Genomic DNA, 18,329 nt, shown 5'->3' on the forward strand with positions numbered 1-18,329 from the left:
CTGCTTCTCTGCGCTGGCGTATGTCCGGGCTTCTGCTTTGCTTAAAGGGCGCTTAACAACGGAGGCAGGGTGATGACGCGATTAACGGCCAAAGATTTCCCGCAGCAGCTGCTCGAGTATTATGACTACTATGCCCACGGCAAAATCAGCAAACGCGAGTTTCTCCAGCTGGCGGGGAAATATACTGTCGGCGGGATGACCGCGCTGGCGCTGTTTAATCTGCTGAAGCCCGACTATGCCCTGGCAGAGCAGGTACTGTTCACCGATCCGGATATCCGTCCGGAGTATATTCATTATCCCTCTCCTGACGGCCACGGCGAAGTGCGGGCTTACCTGGTGACGCTGACGAAAATAGCCGACAAAGCGCCCGCCGTTGTGGTGGTACATGAGAACCGAGGCCTGAATCCCTACATTGAAGACGTAGCCCGGCGGGTAGCGAAAGCGGGATATATCGCGCTGGCGCCTGATGGCCTGAGCTCCGTCGGCGGCTATCCGGGGAATGATGATGAAGGCCGCTTGCTACAGCAGAAAGTCGATCCCGTGAAGCTGATGAATGATTTTTTTGCGGCGGTCGCGTTTATGGCGAAGCATCCACAGGCGACGGGGAAGGTCGGTATCACCGGTTTTTGTTACGGCGGCGGCATCAGCAACGCGGCGGCGGTGGCGATCCCGGAGCTAGCCTGCGCGGTGCCGTTTTACGGCCGCCAGCCGCCGCTGAAGGAGGTCGATAAAATTAAAGCGCCGCTGCTGCTGCACTATGCCGGCCTCGATAGCGGCATTAATGAAGGCTGGCCCGCCTATGAACAGGCGTTGAAGGAACACCATAAAGTTTACGAGGCCTATCTCTATCAGGGCGTGAATCACGGCTTTCATAATGATTCCACGCCGCGCTACGATCGGGCTGCGGCTGATCTGGCCTGGCAACGAACGCTGGCATGGTTTGAGAAGTATTTACGCTAGCGCAAACGACATAAATAGCGCTACCGCTCGCTCAAAAAAACGCTATATAATTTATTATATAGCGATTGGAGGGCGCGATGGAAAATCATTTTGGAAAAGGCTTAATGGCGGGGCTACAGGCATCCTATGCTGACACCGCCGCGCATGCGGTGAATTTTTGCGCCGACTATAAACGCGGGTTTGTGCTCGGTTACTCGCACCGCATGTTTGAAAAAACCGGCGACCGCCAGCTCAGTGCGTGGGAGGCGGGGATCCTGACCCGTCGCTATGGCCTTGACAGAGATATGGTGATGGATTTCTTCAAAGAAGGGGATTCGGGTATGGCGATGCGCTATTTTCTGGCGGGATATCGGCTGGAAAGCTAAACAGGACGGCTTCGCAGGCGGAGCCGTCCTGTGGTGTGTGCCCTTTCCCGTCAGCGGGAAAGGGTAAAGACCTTACGCCTGGCGCTTATCTTCCGTTTGGGTGTCAAAGTCGCGGGCGTCGTGGCGCTCATGCAGCTGCTCATTGAGCGGGCCGTTGGTGCGGTTGACGATGCGTCCGCGCTTGACGGCCGGACGGTTGCCGACATCCTGCGCCCAGCGCAGCACGTTTTTATAGCTCCCGGCGTCGAGAAACTCCGCCGCGTTATAGACATTGCCCAGCACCACGTTGCCGTACCACGGCCAGATAGCCATATCGGCGATGGTGTACTCCTCTCCAGCCACATAGCGACCACGGGCGAGCTGTTTGTCCAGCACGTCGAGCTGGCGTTTGGCTTCCATCGTAAAGCGGTCGATCGCGTACTCGATCTTCACCGGCGCATAGTTATAGAAGTGGCCGAAGCCGCCGCCAAGGAACGGCGCCGCGCCCTGCAGCCAGAACAGCCAGTTGAGGGTTTCGGTGCGACCTGCAGGATCTTTCGGCAGGAAGAAGCCAAATTTTTCCGCCAGATAGAGAAGAATGTTGCCGGACTCAAATACCCGGGTCGGCGGCGTGGTGGAGTGGTCGCTGAGGGCTGGGATCTTCGAGTTCGGGTTGATGTCAACAAAGCCGCTGGAAAACTGATCGCCTTCGCCGATGCGTATCAGCCAGGCGTCGTACTCCGCGCCGCTGACGCCCAGCGCCAGCAGCTCCTCCAGCATGATGGTCACCTTCTGGCCGTTGGGCGTGCCCAGTGAGTATAGCTGGAGCGGATGGGTGCCGACCGGCAGGACGCGTTCATGGGTCGCGCCGGAAACGGGACGGTTGATATTGGCGAACGCGCCGCCGCTGTTTTGCTTCCATTCCCACACTTTTGGTGGCTGGTAGTTTTGCTCTGACATGCTGGTTTGCCTTTTTCGTGGATGTACAAAAAGTGTAGCAGGTGACCTCAGGCCATAATGCGCGCAGCCCACACGCTGACATCATCGCCGCTGCCCAGATCCGGCTGCACCAGGCCATTGACCATAAAGGTCGGCGAGACGTGGATGCCGTTCTGACGGGCGTATTTACTGTGCCACTTGATCACGTCCTGCAGCTCCGGGCGGGCAAAGGCGGCCCCCAGCAGCACGTGACTGTAACGTTCAATGCGTTCAATGATTTGCTGCGGCGTGGCGTTCATGTTCGGCCCGCTGCAGTGATGGGTAAACTCAAACTCTTCCCGATGGTCGGCCACGGCCTGCATCACCTTATGCGCCTGCTCTCTACCGTGCGGCAGGGTGGACGCGGCGAGGATGCAGCGGACGATAACCCCGGAGAACAGATGCCACGGCTGCGACTGCAGGCGTATCTTGATGGTGACGTTATCGGCGCCGACCTCATCAAGCAGGTCGTCGAGTTTATTAAACGCGCGGACAGAGTAGGGGCAGGTGGGCTCAAGGAACACCTCAAACGTCCGCGGGCCGTGTCCCCAGACCAGCGGTTGGGCATTCAGATGCGAGGGTGTGCTCATTGTCGACTCCTGATGTTGCGTTGTTTTTTTGTTATATCACCGATAACGATATCACTTTTGCTTCCGGCTGCAGGGTTATTTTCCTTAACGGCACGATTAGCGAAACGAATGAGTGGTATCATCGTTACACCTCTGTCTGGTAAGTGCCTGCGGCAGGATAAGAAGAGGGAGTTTTGTTTCGCCAACTGCCCGGGCTGCATTAATTTGAGGTCAGGCTAAATGAGCAAAGGATCGACAAGCAGTGACGCCCCGTTTGGGACATTGTTAGGCTACGCACCCGGCGGCGTGGCGATTTATTCATCGAATTACAGTAGCTTAAATCCGCAAGACTATCCGGATGACGCGACCTTTCGCAGCTACATCGATAATGAGTATATGGGACATAAATGGCAGTGCGTCGAGTTTGCACGCCGCTTTCTGTTCCTGACCTACGGGTTTGTCTTTACCGATGTGGGGATGGCGTATGAAATCTTCTCCCTGCGTTTCCTGCGTGAAGTGGTCAATGACAATATTCTGCCGCTGCAGGCCTTCGCCAACGGTTCCCGCCGTCCGCCCATCGCCGGTTCGTTACTGATCTGGCAGAAGGGAGGCGAGTTTAAGCACACCGGCCACGTCGCGGTGATCACCCAGCTTGTCGGCAATAAAGTGCGTATCGCCGAACAGAACGTCATTCACTCGCCGCTGCCGCAGGGCCAGCAGTGGACCCGCGAGCTGACCCTTGAGGTCAACGCCGGCCGGTACACCATCAAAGATACCTTTACCGATACCGAAATTTTAGGCTGGATGATCCAGACCGCCGATACCGAACACAGCCTGCCGCAGCCGGTGCTGCCGGGTGAGGCGATGGCGATCAAAGGCGCGCGGCTGCCGAACAACGGCCAGTTCCGCGGCAAATGGCTGAACGAGAAAGATCCGCTGCAGAAAGCCTACGTGGCGGCCAACGGCCATTTCATCAACCAGGATCCCTACCAGTATTTCACCATCAGCGAAAGCGCCGAACAGGAGCTGATCAAAGCGACTAACGAGCTGCACCTGATGTATCTGCACGCCACCGATAAGGTGATGAAGGATGATAACCTGCTGGCGCTGTTTGATATCCCGAAAATCCTCTGGCCGCGTCTGCGTCTCTCCTGGCAGCGCCGTCGTCATCATATGATCACCGGGCGCATGGATTTCTGCATGGACGAGCGCGGGCTGAAGGTGTACGAGTACAATGCCGACTCCGCCTCCTGCCATACCGAAGGCGGGCTGATCCTTGAGCAGTGGCTGAAGCAGGGCTACTACGGCACCGGCCACAATCCGGCGGAAGGTCTGCTCGATGAGCTGGCGGGGGCGTGGAAACACAGCCGGGCGCGGCCTTTCGTGCACATCATGCAGGACAAAGATCTGGAAGAGAATTACCACGCGAAATTTATCCAGCGTTCGCTGACCCAGGCCGGTTTTGAGAGCAAAATTCTCTTTGGCCTTGATGAGCTGCGCTGGGATGCTGCCGGCCAGCTGATTGACGCTGACGGGCGGCTGGTCAACTGCGTCTGGAAAACCTGGGCATGGGAAACCGCCATTGAGCAGGTGCGCGAAGTCAGCGCTGATGAGTACGCGGCGGTGCCGATTCGTACCGGACATCCGCAGAATGAGGTGCGACTGATTGACGTCCTGCTGCGTCCTGAAGTATTGGTATTCGAACCCCTGTGGACGGTGATCCCGGGCAACAAAGCGATTCTGCCGGTGCTGTGGTCGCTGTTCCCGCATCATCGCTATCTGCTGGATACCGATTTTGTGGTTAACGACGAGCTGGCGAAAACCGGCTACGCGGTTAAGCCCATTTCCGGACGCTGCGGGAACAATATCGATTTGATCGGTCCTCAGGATGAGGTTCTGGATAAGACCAGCGGCCAGTTTGTCGATCGCAAGAATATCTACCAGCAGCTGTGGTGCTTGCCGAAAGTCGACGGTAAGTACATTCAGGTGTGCACGTTTACCGTTGGCGGTAATTACGGCGGTACCTGTCTGCGCGGCGATACGTCGCTGGTGGTGAAAAAAGAGAGCGATATCGAGCCGCTTGTCGTATTGAAAGACAAAGCGTGATGTACGCAACCCGGATAGCGGCTTACCCCGGTCCGGATGACAACGTACTGAAAAGGATAGCCCCGGCATGGTACGCGCCGCCGGGGAACACCTGCAACGAAGCGAAGATAATTAACACAACAACAAGACAGAAAAGGAAAATAGTATGCACGATCGGCGTCTCGCCGCCCGCGCGGGTGAACTCAAGCCCTCCGCCGTCCGCGAACTTCTCAAGCACAGTAAACTGCCCGGCGTGATCTCGCTTGGCGGCGGCATTCCGGCCCCGGAACTGTTTGATACCGCAGGCCTGGAGCTGGCGGTGCAGAAGGTGATGAGCGAACGTTTTCATGACGCATTCCAGTACGGTCTGACGGAGGGCTACCCGCCGCTACGTCAGGCGGTGAGTGAAATCTGCCACGCCCGTGGCGTGACCTGTTCTCCCGCCCAGGTCTATATCACCTCCGGCTCGCAGCAATCGCTGGATATCGTTGCCCGTACGCTGCTCGATCCGGGCGACACAGTCGTCGTTGAACGTCCCACCTATCTGGCGGCGCTGCAGGTGTTTCAGCTGGCGCAGGCCAATATCCTCAGCGTCGACACCGATGATGACGGGATGCTGGTGGATCAGCTGGCCGACCTGCTGGAGACCACCCGCGTCAAAGCCGTTTATCTGGTGCCGACGTTCGGCAACCCCGGCGGCAAAACGCTGAGCGAGACGCGTCGTCGCCGGCTGGTTGAGCTGGCGAAAAAATATGACTTCGTCATTCTGGAAGACGATCCCTATGGCGAAATTAGCTTCACTGACGCCGTTCGACGCCCGCTCTATCAGCACGCGGTTGAGCTGGGCTGTGAAGATCAGGTGGTCTACACCTCGACCTTTTCGAAGATCCTCGCGCCGGGGATGCGCATCGGCTGGGTCGTGATGCCGGACTGGCTGGCGCAGCAGACGGTGATCGTGAAGCAGGCGGCGGATCTGCATACCAATATGCTGTCGCAGGTGATTACCGCGGAGTACCTCGGCATGAACCGGCTGGAGAACCAGATCGCGTTGATTCGCGAAGACTACCGCAAGAAGTGTGTGGCGCTGGCCGACGCGCTGGAAAGCCGCCTTGGCGAGCACCTGGAATTCAGCCGCCCGCAGGGTGGCATGTTCCTGTGGGCGCGTTTCCGCTATCCGTTCGATACCATGGAATGGATGAAGAAAACGCTGGAAAACGGCGTGGTCTACGTTCCTGGCGAAGCGTTCTATCACGATAAGCCGGATACCCGTACTCTGCGTCTCTCCTACTCCACGGTGTCAGAGGCCGGGTTGCTGACGGCCGTAGAGCGGCTGGCGGCCTCCCTGTAACGACTCTGCTGTGCGCCGCTTAACGATGGCGCACAGCCCTTCGCGACGAGAGCGGGAGGAACTGACGTTAGCGTCCAGTCCCAGGATCAATCTGTTTCGGCGATCCGGTCATCCAGCCAGACCAGCATCAGCGATGCGAGAAAAGCAACCGCAAAGGTGCCAATAAACAACCACATAAACGTCCCTCGCGGGTTAATTATTTTTCTGAGTTTACCGGAGAGCGATCGTTTCGGTCGGAGATGGAGATTTTTGTCCCAGCAGAATGGCTGGCGAGAGAGAAAAAGTCATCGGCATCAATATCGAAGTTGAGAATAATTTCTCTGTATTTCCCACCGTTAATCAACGCTTTGGCTTCTTTAATACTACTGGCAATAATGACTGGCATCAGTTTTATCTCATTTTGAAAACTGAGAAGCAAAATAAGAGTTAGTTCGTACCAGATCAACTACTTTTTATAGTATGTCGCTGCAGAAAAAAACGTCATATCGCGGCCCCGCAAGGGCGGGGTGTTTTGTGGCAGTCATCTGGTCATCAACAGCACAATCTCATTCGACGCTGAAGATATACTGCGATTTCGCCCCCCATCAGGATGATTTTCCCTGCTGTTTTTCGCGCAATATCTCGCCACAGCGCTGCCGATCTTCGCCCAGTGTTTGCTGCTCCTGCGCGCTGAGCTGGTGCCAAGTGTCCAGCATCCGCTGCCCCAGCGCCGGCAGGTAATGGGTTTTATGCAACGCATAGTCAGAATTTCCCCCTTCGACGATATTTTGCATATCGTGGAGGAACTGGCGGCTGTCGTCATGATCGATCATGCAAAAGACTGCCCGGTAGTAGGCTTCTTCATCTGCGGTGTAATGCGGGGTGAACCACCAGACCAGCAGCGCGATAAGCGCCAAAAGCGGGATAATAAAAGGTAATTTTTTCAACATCAGTTTTTCGGCCGGAGACAATCAGCCGTCAGTGTACCTGCAATGACGGCTTGATGTAAGCGCCGGCCCCGGCGGGCCGGCACAGGCTAGTAGCCGACCGGGTAGATGCGGCCGGTCTGAACGCCTTCAATGCTGCGGCGATAGGCCTGCGCCACGGTGGCGGCGGGGACGCTGGCAAAGCCCGGGAAAAAGTCGCCGTAGGCCGCCAGCGACTCGCTGAGCACGGTGGGGCTAATGAGATTGATGCGGATCCCGCGCGGCAGTTCGCAGGCGGCGGCGCGCACAAAGCCTTCCAGACCGGCGTTGACCGTCGTGGCATTGACCCCCTGAGCAATGGGCTCCTGGGCGACAATACCGCTGACCAGGGTAATCGACCCGCCCTCACGCAGGAAATGCTGCCCGATCAGCGCCAGGCGAATTTGCCCCAGCAGCTTGTCCTGCAGCCCGAGGTTGAACTGACTGTCGGTCATGGTGCTTAACGGCCCAAAGTGCAGATTGCCGGTGGTGGAGACAATCGCATCTACTTCGCCCGTTTGGGCAAACAGCGCCTGGACGCTCTCCTGCGAGGTGATATCAACCTGATAATCCCCCCGGGTGCGGCCGACGCGGATAACGTCATGCCTCTGGCTCAGCTCTTCGCTGACCGCACGACCGATGGTGCCGCTGGCACCGATAACGATAATTTTCATGGCTGTCTCCTGATGAGGTGAGAGGCTATTCTTTAATAAAACGAATATCGGATAAACTGGTTAAAAGTTAGAACATTACTAACCAGAGGTTAGCAATATGGATAAGTTACGAGGGATGGAGACGTTTATTGCCGTGGTGGAGTGTGGCAGCTTTACCGGGGCGGCGTCGCGCCTGGGGCTGTCGGCGGTGATGGTCGGGAAATATATCGCCCAGCTGGAAAGCCAGCTGGCGACGCGTCTGCTGGAGCGTAACACCCGACGCCAGAGCCTCACCGACGCCGGGCGGGTCTATTTTGACGAAGCGAAACGGGTGATGGAGCAGGTCTCCATCGCCGAAAGCGCGGTCGAGCGGCTGCGGCTGGCGCCCGCCGGCACCCTGCGAGTGAGCGCCCCCACCTCGTTTGGCGCCAGCGTGATCGCGCCCCTGACCGCCACCTTCCTGCAGGCCTGGCCTGCGGTCCGGGTGGAGCTTGATCTGACTAACCGGATGGTCGATCTGGTGGATGAGGGGGTCGATCTGGCGATCCGCATTGGCGAGATCCATCAGGAGGATCTGGTGGCCCGCTATCTGGCGCCGTATCGGATGGTGATCTGCGCCGCGCCGGCTTATCTGGCGCGTTACGGGACCCCCGGGACGCCAGAGGATCTCGCCGATCATCTCTGCCTGTCCCATACGGTCTGGACCGCCCGCAACGAGTGGCGGCTGCCGGGCATGGAGGGGGAAGTGCGCTGGAAACGCGATGCGATTTTACGCTGCAATGATGGCTACGCGCTGCGCCAGGCGGCGATCGCCGGGGCCGGGCTGCTGATGCAGCCGGAGGTGCTGCTGGCCGATGCACTGGCCAGCGGCAGCCTGGTGCGGGTGCTGGAGGCCTGGACCCCGCAGCCGAGACCCGTGCATCTGCTCTGGCGCCAGGATCGTCGGCCCCTGCCGAAGCTGACGCAGTTTATCGCCCATCTTCAGCAGGGAATGGCCGACGCGCTGACAATGACCCGCGCGTCGGAATAATCACTCCTCCCGCAGCGCCTGCTGCCAGTCGGCAATCAGATCGTTGGGATCTTCGATCCCCACCGACAGGCGGATCAACTGCGGCGTGATGCCGTTCGCCAGACGTTTCTCCAGCGGGATCGAGGCATGGGTCATGCTAAAGGGCTGGCTCACCAGACTCTCCACGCCGCCCAGGCTCTCCGCAAGCGTAAACCAGCGCAGCTTGCTGATGATGCGCTCGGCGTAACCTTCATCGCCCTTCACCACCACCGAAATCATGCCGCCGGGCAGCGCCATTTGCTGGCGCGCCAGCTGATGATGCGGGTGCGAGGCCAGCCAGGGGAACCAGACTCGCTCCACTTCCGGCTGCTGTTCCAGCCATTCGGCGAGCTGCAGCGCGTTCGCGCTGTGGCGCTCCATCCGCAGCGCCAGAGTACGGATACCACGTAGCGTCAGGAAGCTGCTGAACGGGTCGAGTACACCGCCTACCGCATTCTGCAGATAGCCAAGCTTTTCCGCGAGGTCGGAGTTATCGCCAACCACTGCCAGGCCGGCGACGACATCGGAATGGCCGTTGAGGTACTTGGTCGCGGAGTGCACCACAATATCAAACCCATGCTCCAGCGGGCGATGGATCGCCGGCGAGGCGAAGGTGTTGTCGGCGACGCTGATCAGGTTATGGCGTCGCGCGATGGCGGCGATGGCGCTGAGATCCGCCAGCTTCAGCAGCGGGTTGGTGGGCGTTTCCACCCAGATCATGCGCGTATCGGGGCGGATCGCCGCTTCAATCCCCTTCAGGTCGTCAGGTTTCACCCAGCTCACCTGCAGACCAGCGCTACGGCGGCGAACGTTTTCCAGCAGGCGGTAAGTGCCGCCATACACATCATCGACCGCCACCAGGTGACTGTCCTTATCCAGCAGCTCCAGTACGGTGGAGATGGCGGCCAGCCCGGAGGCGAACGCGTAGCCGCGCGTGCCGTTTTCCAGGTCGGCGATCGCCGTCTCCAGCGCGTGGCGGGTAGGGTTCCCGCTGCGGGAATATTCATAGCCGGTATGCTGCCCCGGCGCCGGCTGAGCAAAAGTGGAGGTAGCATAAATCGGCGGCATCACTGCGCCGTGGCTGTCGGTGAAGGTTCCGCTATGTACGCTCAGGGTGTGGATAGATGACATAAAAAATTCCTTATTGTGCAAGTCGGTTACGCCAGGCGGTCAGTACATCGCTACGGGTGACCAGACCAAGAAAACGTGCGTTATCAGTGATCACCGCTACCAGGCCGCGATCGAAAATGGCCTGCAGCGCGCTCTCGGGCGCCTGCTTATCGAGGGTTTCAACATGGCGGCTCATCGCTTCGCTGACCGGCAGGGAGAAGCGTTGGCGATCGCCCTGTACGTGGCGGATTAAATCCCACTCATCGACGATGCCAACGACGCGACCATCCTGCAGCACCGGCAGTTGGGAGATGTCATACAACCGCATGCGGGCAAAGACCGCGGCCAGGGTGTCGTCCGGCGCGGCGGTGACGGTGGCGCCTTCATCATGACGCAGGGCGATAAAATCACTGAGATCGCCCTGTTCGGGCCGGGCGATCAGTCCTTGCTGGCGCATCCAGTCGTCGTTGAACATTTTTGACAGGTATTTATTGCCGCTATCGCAGGCGAAGGTCACCACCCGTTTCGGACGGCTTTGTGCCCGGCAGTAGCGCAGCGCGGCACTGAGCAAGGTGCCGGTGGAGGAGCCGGCCAGCACGCCCTCGACCTGCAGCAGCTGACGCGCAGTCTGGAACGCTTCGCGGTCGCTGACGCGATACGCGGTATGCACCCCCTCCAGCCTGGCCAGCGGCGGGATAAAATCTTCGCCGATCCCTTCGACCAGCCAGGATCCCGTTTCGCCATAGCGACCGGTATCAACCTGATCGGCAAGGATCGAACCCGCCGGATCGGCGAGAATAAATTCCGTTTTCGGCGAGTGTTCAGCAAACCAGGCCTGAAGCCCGCCCAGCGTGCCGCCGGAGCCGACGCCGACAACGACGGCGTCAATATCGCCCTCCAGCTGCTGATAAAGCTCCGGCGCGGTGGAGGTGGCATGGGCCAGCGGATTGGCGTCGTTATTAAACTGGTCGATATAAAAGGCGCCCGGGGTTTCATCGGCAAGGCGGCGGGCATAATCCTGATAATAGGCCGGGTGGCCTTTATTGACGTCGGAACGGGTGAGCAGCACCGTCGCGCCCAGCGCCCGCAGGTGAAAGATTTTCTCGCGGCTCATTTTGTCCGGCACCACCAGGATCAGCCGGTAATTTTTCTGCGCCGCGATCAGCGCCAGGCCGAGGCCGGTGTTGCCGGCGGTGGCTTCGATAATCGTTCCTCCGGGCGCCAGTTTTCCCTGGCGCTCGGCTTCATTAATCATCGACAGCGCAACGCGATCTTTAATTGATCCACCCGGGTTCTGATTTTCCAGTTTTAAAAATAGACTGCAGGGGCCGGTATCCAGTTTGTGCAACTGGAGCAGGGGAGTATGACCGATCAGGTCGCTCACGGAATGAAACAGTGACATAACCATTTACCCACTCGTTTAAGATATTTTTGCATGGTAGAGCTGTGAAAACGGTAATTTAAAGAACATTTCTCTGCCTGTTAGCGTCAAATGGAATATAAGATGCTATTTGGCCATCTGGAGGGAAAGCAGGGTAGCCACCTGGGCGGATTGATTGCCAGAAAAGAGCGTTTTTAGCCGCTTTTGGCGAGAAAATGGCGATTTGAATCAGCGTGTTATCTGATATCTGAAAATGCATTTTTGAAAAGATTCTATGGGGAATAGGCCTTAATGGCACAGAGGATACGGCATGGTAGAAACCCACGGATAGAGGGCGCAGAAAAGCAAAAACCCAGCCATAGGCTGGGTTCTCTGAATAAGTGGTGCCCGGACTCGGACTAACGCCGCAGGCGTTGAACAGCGCGCTTGTCGCGCTGGCCCCGAAGGGGTGAGCCGCTGTGCGGCGAATAATCGAACGAAGTTCGATGGAGAGTCCGGATGCAGAAAAGCAAAAACCCGCCTTTTGGGCGGGTTCTTTAAATAGTGGTGCCCGGACTCGGAATCGAACCAAGGACACGGGGATTTTCAATCCCCTGCTCTACCGACTGAGCTATCCGGGCAACGGGGCGCATTAAACCGTAATCGCCGCGCCTCGTCAACGAAATTTATCTGTTTTGCAGCAGACTGAACAATCTATCACCACATTGCGTTAAAAGCACGCGTCTTCAGGCAAAAAACAGCGTCCAGGCCGCTGAAATTGGCATCGCCAGCACCAGCGCAGGCAGCATATTCACCACGGCAAACATTTTTATCCCGCAGATGCGCAGCCCGGTGGCCACCAGCAGCATACCGCCGACGGCGCTGAAATCCGCCAGCATCATCGGGGTAGTAAGCGGCATAATGATCGCCGCGCAGGCCGCAAGAGTCAGCTGGATGAGCAGCATCGGCACGCTGATGGCGGCGACGGCAATGCCCAGGGTGCAGGCGAAAATGGTGGCAGTGAAAAAGTCGAGAAACGCTTTAGCAATCAGAATGCTGGCGTCGCCAGTCATCCCTTCGCGCATGGCGCCGAAGACGCCGGTGCCGCTGGCGCAGAACAGGACGATAATCGCCACATAGCTCTGAATATAAGAGTCATGAGCCGAGGCCTTTTTCTTGCCTTTCGCTGACATCAACTGCTGGAGCTTACTGACCAGCGTATTGATGCCTTTTTCCATATTGCATATTTCGCCGAGCAGCGTCCCCACCAGGGTCGACAGCACCATCACTGGCAGATTGTCGCACTTAATGACCAGTAAAATGCCGATGCCTAATGACGCCAGGCCAAAAATTGAGGTCATTGATGTGCGGATCCGCTCCGGCAACCGTTGACTGAGCAAGGCGCCCAGCACACCGCCGACCAGCACCGCGCTGGCGTTAATAAAAGGTCCTGTAACCACGCTGACTCCTGTTAAATATCCCTGATAACCGCATTATTATGACGTTAACCCGCCGCGAAAGCTTGTGTATCCGTGATATAAGTGCATACGGTTTTCATCTTGCGCCTGTTCGGGAAAGGTGCCATGATTGCGCGAATTTTCTCCTCCCTGATATGAGGCCGCCGATGACGACACTGCCATTATCTCGCCAGCGACGTCGCGCACAGATGCGCGGGCTGCCTCATCTTGCTACGCTTACCCCTCTGTTCACCATGCGGTGAAGGACACGTATGCTCACTGTAGGGCAACAGTAAGATCGGACGCGTCTGCTTTTACTGATGTCCGGCGGTCGGAGCTGAAATCCGTCAGACCCGGACACATCGTTGGGCAAGGTTTCCTTGTCTGAGATTTTTACACTCCCGATACGGGCATTTGCGCTTATGAAATCCATGCACATTGCCGCCAGCTGCGAGCTGGTCACCCGCTTGTCCACCCACCGTCGCGTTGTGGCGCTGGACAGTACCGATTTTACCGATGTGGCGGCCGTCGTCATCACTGCGGCTGACAGTCGCAGCGGCATCCTTGCCCTCCTCAGACGCAGCGGATTTAATCTGCCGGTCTACCTGCTGAGTGAGACGGCGGTCGAGAAGCCAGAGGGTGTACAGGCGGTGATCGCCGGTAAAGATCAGGAGTGGCTGGAGCTGGAGGCGGCGGCCTGTGATTATGAAGCGCGTCTGCTGCCGCCGTTTTTCAATACTCTGACCCAGTACGTCGAGATGGATAACAGCACCTTTGCCTGTCCGGGGCATCAGCACGGAGCGTTTTTCAAAAAGCACCCTGCAGGCCGTCAGTTCTATGACTTTTTTGGCGAAAATGTCTTTCGCGCCGATATGTGCAACGCCGACGTAAAATTAGGCGATCTGCTGATCCACGAAGGCTCGGCCAAGCACGCGCAAAAGTTCGCTGCGAAGGTGTTCAATGCGGATAAAACCTACTTCGTCCTCAACGGCACCTCGGCGGCCAACAAAGTCGTGACCAACGCGCTGTTGACCCGCGGCGATCTGGTGCTGTTCGATCGTAACAACCACAAGTCAAACCATCACGGGGCGCTGATTCAGGCGGGAGCGACGCCCGTCTATCTTGAAGCCGCGCGCAATCCGTTCGGCTTTATTGGCGGCATTGACGAGCGCTGCTTTGATGAGCGTTACCTGCGGGATCTCATCCGCGAAGCGGCGCCAGAGAAAGCCAATGCCTCCCGCCCGTTTCGTCTGGCGGTGATCCAGCTCGGGACCTACGACGGCACGGTCTATAACGCCCGCCAGGTAGTGGATAAAATCGGCCACCTCTGCGATTACATCCTGTTCGACTCGGCCTGGGTGGGCTATGAGCAGTTTATCCCGATGATGGCCGACTGCTCGCCGCTGCTGCTGGAGCTGACCCCGGACGATCCGGGTATTTTTGTCACCCAGTCCGTGCACAAGCAGCAGGCCGGCTTCTCGCAGACGTCGCAGATCCACAAAAAGGATAACCATCTGCGCGGCCAGGCGCGCTTCTGTCCGCACAAGCGGCTGAATAACGCCTTTATGCTGCATGCCTCCACCAGCCCGTTCTATCCGCTGTTTGCCGCGCTGGACGTCAACGCCAAAATTCATGAAGGTGAGAGCGGCCGCCGCCTGTGGGCCGAGTGTGTGGCGCTGGGCATTGAGGCGCGGAAAGCGATCATCGCTAACTGCAAGATGATCCAGCCCTTTATTCCGCCAGTGGTGGCGGGGCGTCCATGGCAGGATCACCCGACCGAGGCGATCGCCCGGGAGCGCCGCTTCTTCAGCTTCGAACCCGACGCGCGCTGGCATGGTTTTGAGGGCTATGCGGACGACCAGTATTTTGTCGACCCGTGCAAGCTGCTGCTGACCACCCCGGGCATTGACGCTGAAAGTGGGGAGTACAGTGAGTTTGGCATCCCGGCAACCATTCTGGCGCATTATCTGCGTGAAAACGGCATCGTGCCGGAGAAGTGCGATCTCAACTCGATTCTGTTCCTGCTGACGCCGGCGGAGAGCGCCGAAAAAATGGCGCAGCTGGTGGCGATGCTGGGGCAGTTCGAACAGCATATTGAGTCGGATACGCCGCTGGCTGACGTGCTGCCGACCATCTACAACAAATATCCGGTGCGCTATCGCGATTACACCCTCCGCGAGCTGTGCCAGGAGATGCACGATCTGTACGTCAGCTTTGATGTGAAGAGCCTGCAAAAGGAGATGTTCCGTAAACGGAGCTTCCCGCGCGTGGTGATGAATCCGCAGGATGCTAACCGCGAATTTATCCGCGGCAACGTGGAGCTGGTGCGTCTGAGCGAAGCGGAAGGCCGCGTCGCGGCTGAAGGGGCGCTGCCCTATCCGCCGGGGGTATTATGCGTGGTGCCCGGCGAGATCTGGGGCGGGGCAGTACTGCGCTATTTCCTCGCGCTGGAGGAGGGGGTCAATATGCTGCCGGGCTTCTCACCGGAGCTGCAGGGGGTTTACAGCGAGACGGATCCGGATGGCATTAAGCGGCTGTATGGCTACGTGCTGAAGGGATAAAAAAACGCCCCGCCGAGCAGGCGGGGCGTTTTGCTTGTGACGATCAGGCGCTCTGCTGCGCGGCGGTCGGTTGTCTGACGTGTTTGTATTTGAACAGCGCCACGAAGGCAAAGGCCAGCACCAGCGAATAGCCAGCGAAAATCAGCCATACGCTCTGCCAGTTAGTGATCCCCTCGACGGTAAAGTGCTCAACCACTTTGCCGCTCACCATCCCGCCAAGAATGCAGCCGAAGCCGTTGGTCATCATCAGGAACATCCCCTGGGCGCTGGCGCGGATTTCCGGACGCACTTCTTTCTCAACGAATACCGAACCGGAGATGTTGAAGAAGTCGAAGGCGCAGCCATAGACGATCATCGACAGCACCAGTAGTACGGTGCCGAACGGCGTCGGGTCGCCGAAGGCGAACAGGCCGAAGCGCAGCATCCACGCCACGATACTCATCAGCATCACGTTCTTAATGCCGTAGCGGCTGAGGAAGAACGGAATGGTCAGGATAAACAGCGTTTCGGAGATCTGCGAAATCGACATCAGCACCGAGGCGTGCTCGACGATAAAGCTGCCGGCAAACAGCGGATCTTTATCGAAGCTATGCAGGAAGGTGTTGCCGAACATATTGGTGATTTGCAGTTCGGCGCCGAGCATCATAGAGAAGATAAAGAAGATAGCCATGCGCTTGTTTTTAAACAGCGCAAAGGCGTTAAGCCCCAGCATCTCCGTCCAGCTTTGATTGCGCTGGGCGTTGGCGACCGGAATATGCGGCAGCGTCAGGGTGAACAGCGTCAGCAAGACCGACAGCGTCGCGCCGATATAGAGCTGCATATGGCTCAGCTCAAAGCCCGAGAAGCTCACGCCCCACATGGCGAAGATAAAGCCGATGGTGCCCCAGATACGAATCGGCGGGAAATCGGTGACGATATCCAGTCCTGCCGACTGCAGGCGGTAGTAGGAGATGGTGTTAATCAGCCCCAGCGTCGGCATATAGGCCAGCGAGTTGAGGAGGATCACGAGGAACATCTCACCCGGCGTGGTGACCTGCGCCGCGAGGTACAGCGTTAGCGCGCCCACCAGGTGGCAAACGGCGTAAACCCATTTAGCGCTGATCCACTTATCGGCGACGATGCCGAGCAGCGTCGGCATCAGCACCGCGGCGATACCGAGCGAGCTATACACTGCGCCGATTGCCGCGCCGTCAAACTTCAGCGTGACAAACATGTATGAGCCAAGCGTGGTCAGCCAGCTCCCCCAAAGGCAGAACTGCAGGAACGACAGTATTTTTAGCTGCAGCTTAAGATTCATGTATTTATCCTCACGAATGTGGGCTTGTTATGTTTTTTAAATAACATAACCACCGTTATTTTGATGCGATTCTATCATTCAGCTGTGAGATGCTTCTGTTAACTGCCGCAGAAAATCGAAAAGATATGACGAAGTATGTCATATAAATAGAGAGGCCCAGTGCGATGTCCGGGCCTGTGAGAGAGGAGCGTTATTTACGGCGATAGCTTTTCTGCGCGGTGTTAACTTTATACAGATAGCGGCGTGATTCGCCCGACGGGTGACGGGTGGTCAGCGCCTGATAGACATCGCCCGGCGCCATGCTGTTAATGATGTTAGCCGCCTGCACTTTATCGCTGGAGAAGACGCGGAGCACGCTGCCGGCGCCGCCGTTATAGGCGGTGATCACCGCGTAGCGACGCGAGGTGGGGTTATCGATGCCAGCGAGATAAACGTTGTTCAGCATCGCCAGATAGGCGGTACCGGTATCAATGTTATTTGCCGGGTCGAACAGATAGCTGCGGCTCGGCAGACCCGATTTACCCTGCGAGCGGAAAACGTCTTTCCCGGCGCTGTGCTGGACGACCTGCATCAGCCCCATGGCATCGGCGTGGCTCACCGCATACGGGTTAAACGATGATTCTGTTTGCATAATTGCGAGGATCAGCGACTCATCAACACCGTATTTACGCGAGGCCTGACGCACCATGCCGAGATACTTATGCGCACGTTTGTCGAGGTGGTTCGGTACCAGATTGATGGTGATGCTGTAGATCACGCGCAGGCCGTTGCTGCGGCTCTTCAGACGGGTTTGCAGTAGATAATCGGCATAGCGCGCGGCGCGCCACTCCCAGCGGATGGATTCACCGGTGTTATCGACCACCTGACCATAGAGGAACGGCTCTTTGGAGATCTGAATATCATCGACGTCGGAGTAGAGGTCAATGGAGTTGGGGTCATCGCCCATCAGCAGCGTTTTGATGATCGCCTGACGCAGTCGCCCGCGCGGATCGGTGCCCGCGATGGTCTCGACGGTGATCGTCCCGGCATCAAAGTTGATGTGGCTACGGGTTTGATATTGATCGGTGTATTTGACGTAGTCCTTCGGCCCGGCGAGCAGGACTTCGTTATACCCCCAAATGTTCTCGATGTTGTGGGCAAACTGGCCCATCAGGATATCGAATCCGTTCGTGTCCTTGACCCAGGCCTCGTTATATTCGGTGCCTTTTTTATTGGAGCTGGAACACGAAACGAGCAACGGCGCAATCAGCGCGAGCGCTAAGTATTTTTTCATCATTCCGGGCGTGCGTGTTGTGTTTGTTTTTAAAAGGCCACAGGGCCCTTACTGTTTTTCTGGCGGCGTGTAGCCTTCGATATGCACGTCTTTCCCTTCAAACAGGAACTGCACCATCTCCTGCTCCAGCAACTTGCGGTGCTCCGGGTTCATCATGCTGAGTTTTTTCTCGTTGATCAGCATGGTCTGCTTGTGCTGCCACTGCGCCCAGGCTTCTTTGGAGATTTCGTTGTAAATGCGCTTGCCGAGCTCGCCCGGATACAGCTGGAAATCCTGGCCGTCCGCTTCACGCTGCAGGAAAGTACAAAAAATGGTTCTGCTCATAATCACTCCTCTTTGATA

Annotated in this window: 19 protein-coding genes and 1 tRNA gene; 7 read left to right on the forward strand and 13 right to left on the reverse strand. The window is 57.6% G+C overall.

What is annotated here, in order from left to right; all coding sequences use genetic code 11:
- Positions 1-72 precede the first annotated feature (72 nt).
- Together yghX and CWM54_RS10995 are read left to right on the forward strand one after the other, a co-directional pair.
- Positions 73-960, forward strand: a complete 888-nt coding sequence (yghX, locus tag CWM54_RS10990; RefSeq protein WP_100680686.1) for a YghX family hydrolase — start codon at positions 73-75, stop codon at positions 958-960.
- A gap of 77 nt (positions 961-1,037) precedes the next feature.
- The gene (locus tag CWM54_RS10995) at positions 1,038-1,325 is read left to right on the forward strand and encodes a DUF2623 family protein (protein ID WP_061153311.1); all 288 of its coding nucleotides are present in this window, start codon (positions 1,038-1,040) and stop codon (positions 1,323-1,325) included.
- Between the two features lie 72 nt (positions 1,326-1,397).
- On the opposite strand, the gene yghU is transcribed toward CWM54_RS10995, so the two are convergent.
- A complete protein-coding gene (gene yghU, locus CWM54_RS11000; RefSeq protein ID WP_061153312.1) occupies positions 1,398-2,264 on the reverse strand; it encodes a glutathione-dependent disulfide-bond oxidoreductase in 867 nt (288 codons plus the stop codon).
- A gap of 47 nt (positions 2,265-2,311) precedes the next feature.
- Positions 2,312-2,872, reverse strand: a complete 561-nt coding sequence (locus CWM54_RS11005; RefSeq protein WP_100697077.1) for a DsbA family protein — start codon at positions 2,870-2,872, stop codon at positions 2,312-2,314.
- A 20-nt stretch (positions 2,873-2,892) separates the two neighbouring features.
- Here CWM54_RS11005 and CWM54_RS28570 point away from each other — a divergent pair, with 20 nt between their 5' ends.
- The 3 genes from CWM54_RS28570 to CWM54_RS11015 all read left to right on the forward strand — a co-directional run bounded on the left by CWM54_RS28570 (position 2,893) and on the right by CWM54_RS11015 (position 6,284).
- Positions 2,893-3,015: a hypothetical protein gene (locus CWM54_RS28570; RefSeq protein WP_046881918.1), complete on the forward strand. Its 123-nt coding sequence runs from the start codon at positions 2,893-2,895 to the stop codon at positions 3,013-3,015.
- Positions 3,016-3,091: 76 nt separating this feature from the next.
- Positions 3,092-4,957 carry a bifunctional glutathionylspermidine amidase/synthase gene (gss, locus tag CWM54_RS11010; RefSeq protein WP_100697079.1) on the forward strand — a complete coding sequence of 622 codons (1,866 nt, stop codon included), beginning with the start codon at positions 3,092-3,094 and terminating at the stop codon, positions 4,955-4,957.
- Positions 4,958-5,102: 145 nt separating this feature from the next.
- Positions 5,103-6,284, forward strand: a complete 1,182-nt coding sequence (locus CWM54_RS11015) for a PLP-dependent aminotransferase family protein (RefSeq protein WP_100680688.1) — start codon at positions 5,103-5,105, stop codon at positions 6,282-6,284.
- Between the two features lie 196 nt (positions 6,285-6,480).
- On the opposite strand, the gene CWM54_RS11020 is transcribed toward CWM54_RS11015, so the two are convergent.
- From CWM54_RS11020 to CWM54_RS11030, 3 genes are all read right to left on the reverse strand, one after another.
- On the reverse strand, positions 6,481-6,669 hold the full coding sequence (locus CWM54_RS11020) for a hypothetical protein (protein ID WP_032733814.1): 189 nt from the start codon (positions 6,667-6,669) through the stop codon (positions 6,481-6,483).
- Between the two features lie 199 nt (positions 6,670-6,868).
- A complete protein-coding gene (locus tag CWM54_RS11025; RefSeq protein ID WP_100697483.1) occupies positions 6,869-7,213 on the reverse strand; it encodes a hypothetical protein in 345 nt (114 codons plus the stop codon).
- 86 nt (positions 7,214-7,299) lie between these two features.
- Positions 7,300-7,902 carry a short chain dehydrogenase gene (locus tag CWM54_RS11030; RefSeq protein WP_100697081.1) on the reverse strand — a complete coding sequence of 201 codons (603 nt, stop codon included), beginning with the start codon at positions 7,900-7,902 and terminating at the stop codon, positions 7,300-7,302.
- Between the two features lie 97 nt (positions 7,903-7,999).
- On the opposite strand from CWM54_RS11030, the gene CWM54_RS11035 reads away from it, so the two are divergent.
- Positions 8,000-8,911, forward strand: coding sequence for a LysR family transcriptional regulator (locus CWM54_RS11035; protein ID WP_008806489.1), 912 nt, complete (start codon positions 8,000-8,002; stop codon positions 8,909-8,911).
- Here CWM54_RS11035 and CWM54_RS11040 read toward each other — a convergent pair whose 3' ends face one another.
- The 5 genes from CWM54_RS11040 to CWM54_RS11055 all read right to left on the reverse strand — a co-directional run bounded on the left by CWM54_RS11040 (position 8,912) and on the right by CWM54_RS11055 (position 12,859).
- Entirely contained in the window at positions 8,912-10,060 is a 1,149-nt protein-coding gene (locus CWM54_RS11040) for a trans-sulfuration enzyme family protein (RefSeq protein ID WP_100697083.1), read from the reverse strand. It abuts the gene before it with no gap.
- 10 nt (positions 10,061-10,070) lie between these two features.
- Positions 10,071-11,447 (reverse strand): pyridoxal-phosphate dependent enzyme, encoded by a 1,377-nt coding sequence (locus tag CWM54_RS11045; RefSeq protein ID WP_162676926.1) that lies wholly within the window; start codon positions 11,445-11,447, stop codon positions 10,071-10,073.
- A gap of 52 nt (positions 11,448-11,499) precedes the next feature.
- Entirely contained in the window at positions 11,500-11,997 is a 498-nt protein-coding gene (locus CWM54_RS28055; protein WP_133123759.1) for a hypothetical protein, read from the reverse strand.
- Positions 11,965-12,040 (reverse strand) — tRNA-Phe (locus CWM54_RS11050). The genes CWM54_RS28055 and CWM54_RS11050 overlap by 33 nt, the downstream gene beginning before the upstream one ends.
- A 105-nt stretch (positions 12,041-12,145) precedes the next feature.
- Positions 12,146-12,859 (reverse strand): DUF554 domain-containing protein, encoded by a 714-nt coding sequence (locus CWM54_RS11055; protein WP_100697085.1) that lies wholly within the window; start codon positions 12,857-12,859, stop codon positions 12,146-12,148.
- A gap of 419 nt (positions 12,860-13,278) precedes the next feature.
- On the opposite strand from CWM54_RS11055, the gene CWM54_RS11065 reads away from it, so the two are divergent.
- Positions 13,279-15,417 (forward strand): ornithine decarboxylase, encoded by a 2,139-nt coding sequence (locus CWM54_RS11065; protein WP_100697087.1) that lies wholly within the window; start codon positions 13,279-13,281, stop codon positions 15,415-15,417.
- Positions 15,418-15,460: 43 nt separating this feature from the next.
- Here the strand turns inward: CWM54_RS11065 and CWM54_RS11070 are convergent, their stop codons facing one another.
- The 3 genes from CWM54_RS11070 to CWM54_RS11080 form a co-directional block, all read right to left on the reverse strand.
- Positions 15,461-16,714 carry a nucleoside permease gene (locus CWM54_RS11070; protein ID WP_100697089.1) on the reverse strand — a complete coding sequence of 418 codons (1,254 nt, stop codon included), beginning with the start codon at positions 16,712-16,714 and terminating at the stop codon, positions 15,461-15,463.
- A 190-nt stretch (positions 16,715-16,904) separates the two neighbouring features.
- On the reverse strand, positions 16,905-17,987 hold the full coding sequence (mltC, locus tag CWM54_RS11075; RefSeq protein WP_100680696.1) for a membrane-bound lytic murein transglycosylase MltC: 1,083 nt from the start codon (positions 17,985-17,987) through the stop codon (positions 16,905-16,907).
- A gap of 48 nt (positions 17,988-18,035) precedes the next feature.
- On the reverse strand, positions 18,036-18,311 hold the full coding sequence (locus tag CWM54_RS11080) for an oxidative damage protection protein (RefSeq protein ID WP_004105744.1): 276 nt from the start codon (positions 18,309-18,311) through the stop codon (positions 18,036-18,038).
- Positions 18,312-18,329: the final 18 nt, after the last annotated feature.

It is taken from the genome of Klebsiella sp. D-Nf1 (genome assembly GCF_002810515.1).
GTDB classification, from domain to species: Bacteria; Pseudomonadota; Gammaproteobacteria; order Enterobacterales; family Enterobacteriaceae; genus Klebsiella; species Klebsiella variicola.

Bases quoted from the DNA above. Each gene is read 5' to 3' on its own strand.
- CWM54_RS11030 (WP_100697081.1), bottom strand. From the start codon at position 7,902: ATGAAAATTATCGTTATCGGTGCCAGCGGCACCATCGGTCGTGCGGTC.
- CWM54_RS11020 (WP_032733814.1), bottom strand. From the start codon at position 6,669: ATGCCAGTCATTATTGCCAGTAGTATTAAAGAAGCCAAAGCGTTGATT.
- CWM54_RS11015 (WP_100680688.1), top strand. From the start codon at position 5,103: ATGCACGATCGGCGTCTCGCCGCCCGCGCGGGTGAACTCAAGCCCTCC.
- yghU (WP_061153312.1), bottom strand. From the start codon at position 2,264: ATGTCAGAGCAAAACTACCAGCCACCAAAAGTGTGGGAATGGAAGCAA.
- CWM54_RS11035 (WP_008806489.1), top strand. From the start codon at position 8,000: ATGGATAAGTTACGAGGGATGGAGACGTTTATTGCCGTGGTGGAGTGT.
- CWM54_RS11005 (WP_100697077.1), bottom strand. From the start codon at position 2,872: ATGAGCACACCCTCGCATCTGAATGCCCAACCGCTGGTCTGGGGACAC.
- CWM54_RS11080 (WP_004105744.1), bottom strand. From the start codon at position 18,311: ATGAGCAGAACCATTTTTTGTACTTTCCTGCAGCGTGAAGCGGACGGC.
- CWM54_RS11025 (WP_100697483.1), bottom strand. From the start codon at position 7,213: ATGTTGAAAAAATTACCTTTTATTATCCCGCTTTTGGCGCTTATCGCG.
- CWM54_RS11070 (WP_100697089.1), bottom strand. From the start codon at position 16,714: ATGAATCTTAAGCTGCAGCTAAAAATACTGTCGTTCCTGCAGTTCTGC.
- CWM54_RS11065 (WP_100697087.1), top strand. From the start codon at position 13,279: ATGAAATCCATGCACATTGCCGCCAGCTGCGAGCTGGTCACCCGCTTG.
- CWM54_RS10995 (WP_061153311.1), top strand. From the start codon at position 1,038: ATGGAAAATCATTTTGGAAAAGGCTTAATGGCGGGGCTACAGGCATCC.
- gss (WP_100697079.1), top strand. From the start codon at position 3,092: ATGAGCAAAGGATCGACAAGCAGTGACGCCCCGTTTGGGACATTGTTA.
- yghX (WP_100680686.1), top strand. From the start codon at position 73: ATGACGCGATTAACGGCCAAAGATTTCCCGCAGCAGCTGCTCGAGTAT.
- CWM54_RS11045 (WP_162676926.1), bottom strand. From the start codon at position 11,447: ATGGTTATGTCACTGTTTCATTCCGTGAGCGACCTGATCGGTCATACT.
- CWM54_RS11040 (WP_100697083.1), bottom strand. From the start codon at position 10,060: ATGTCATCTATCCACACCCTGAGCGTACATAGCGGAACCTTCACCGAC.
- mltC (WP_100680696.1), bottom strand. From the start codon at position 17,987: ATGAAAAAATACTTAGCGCTCGCGCTGATTGCGCCGTTGCTCGTTTCG.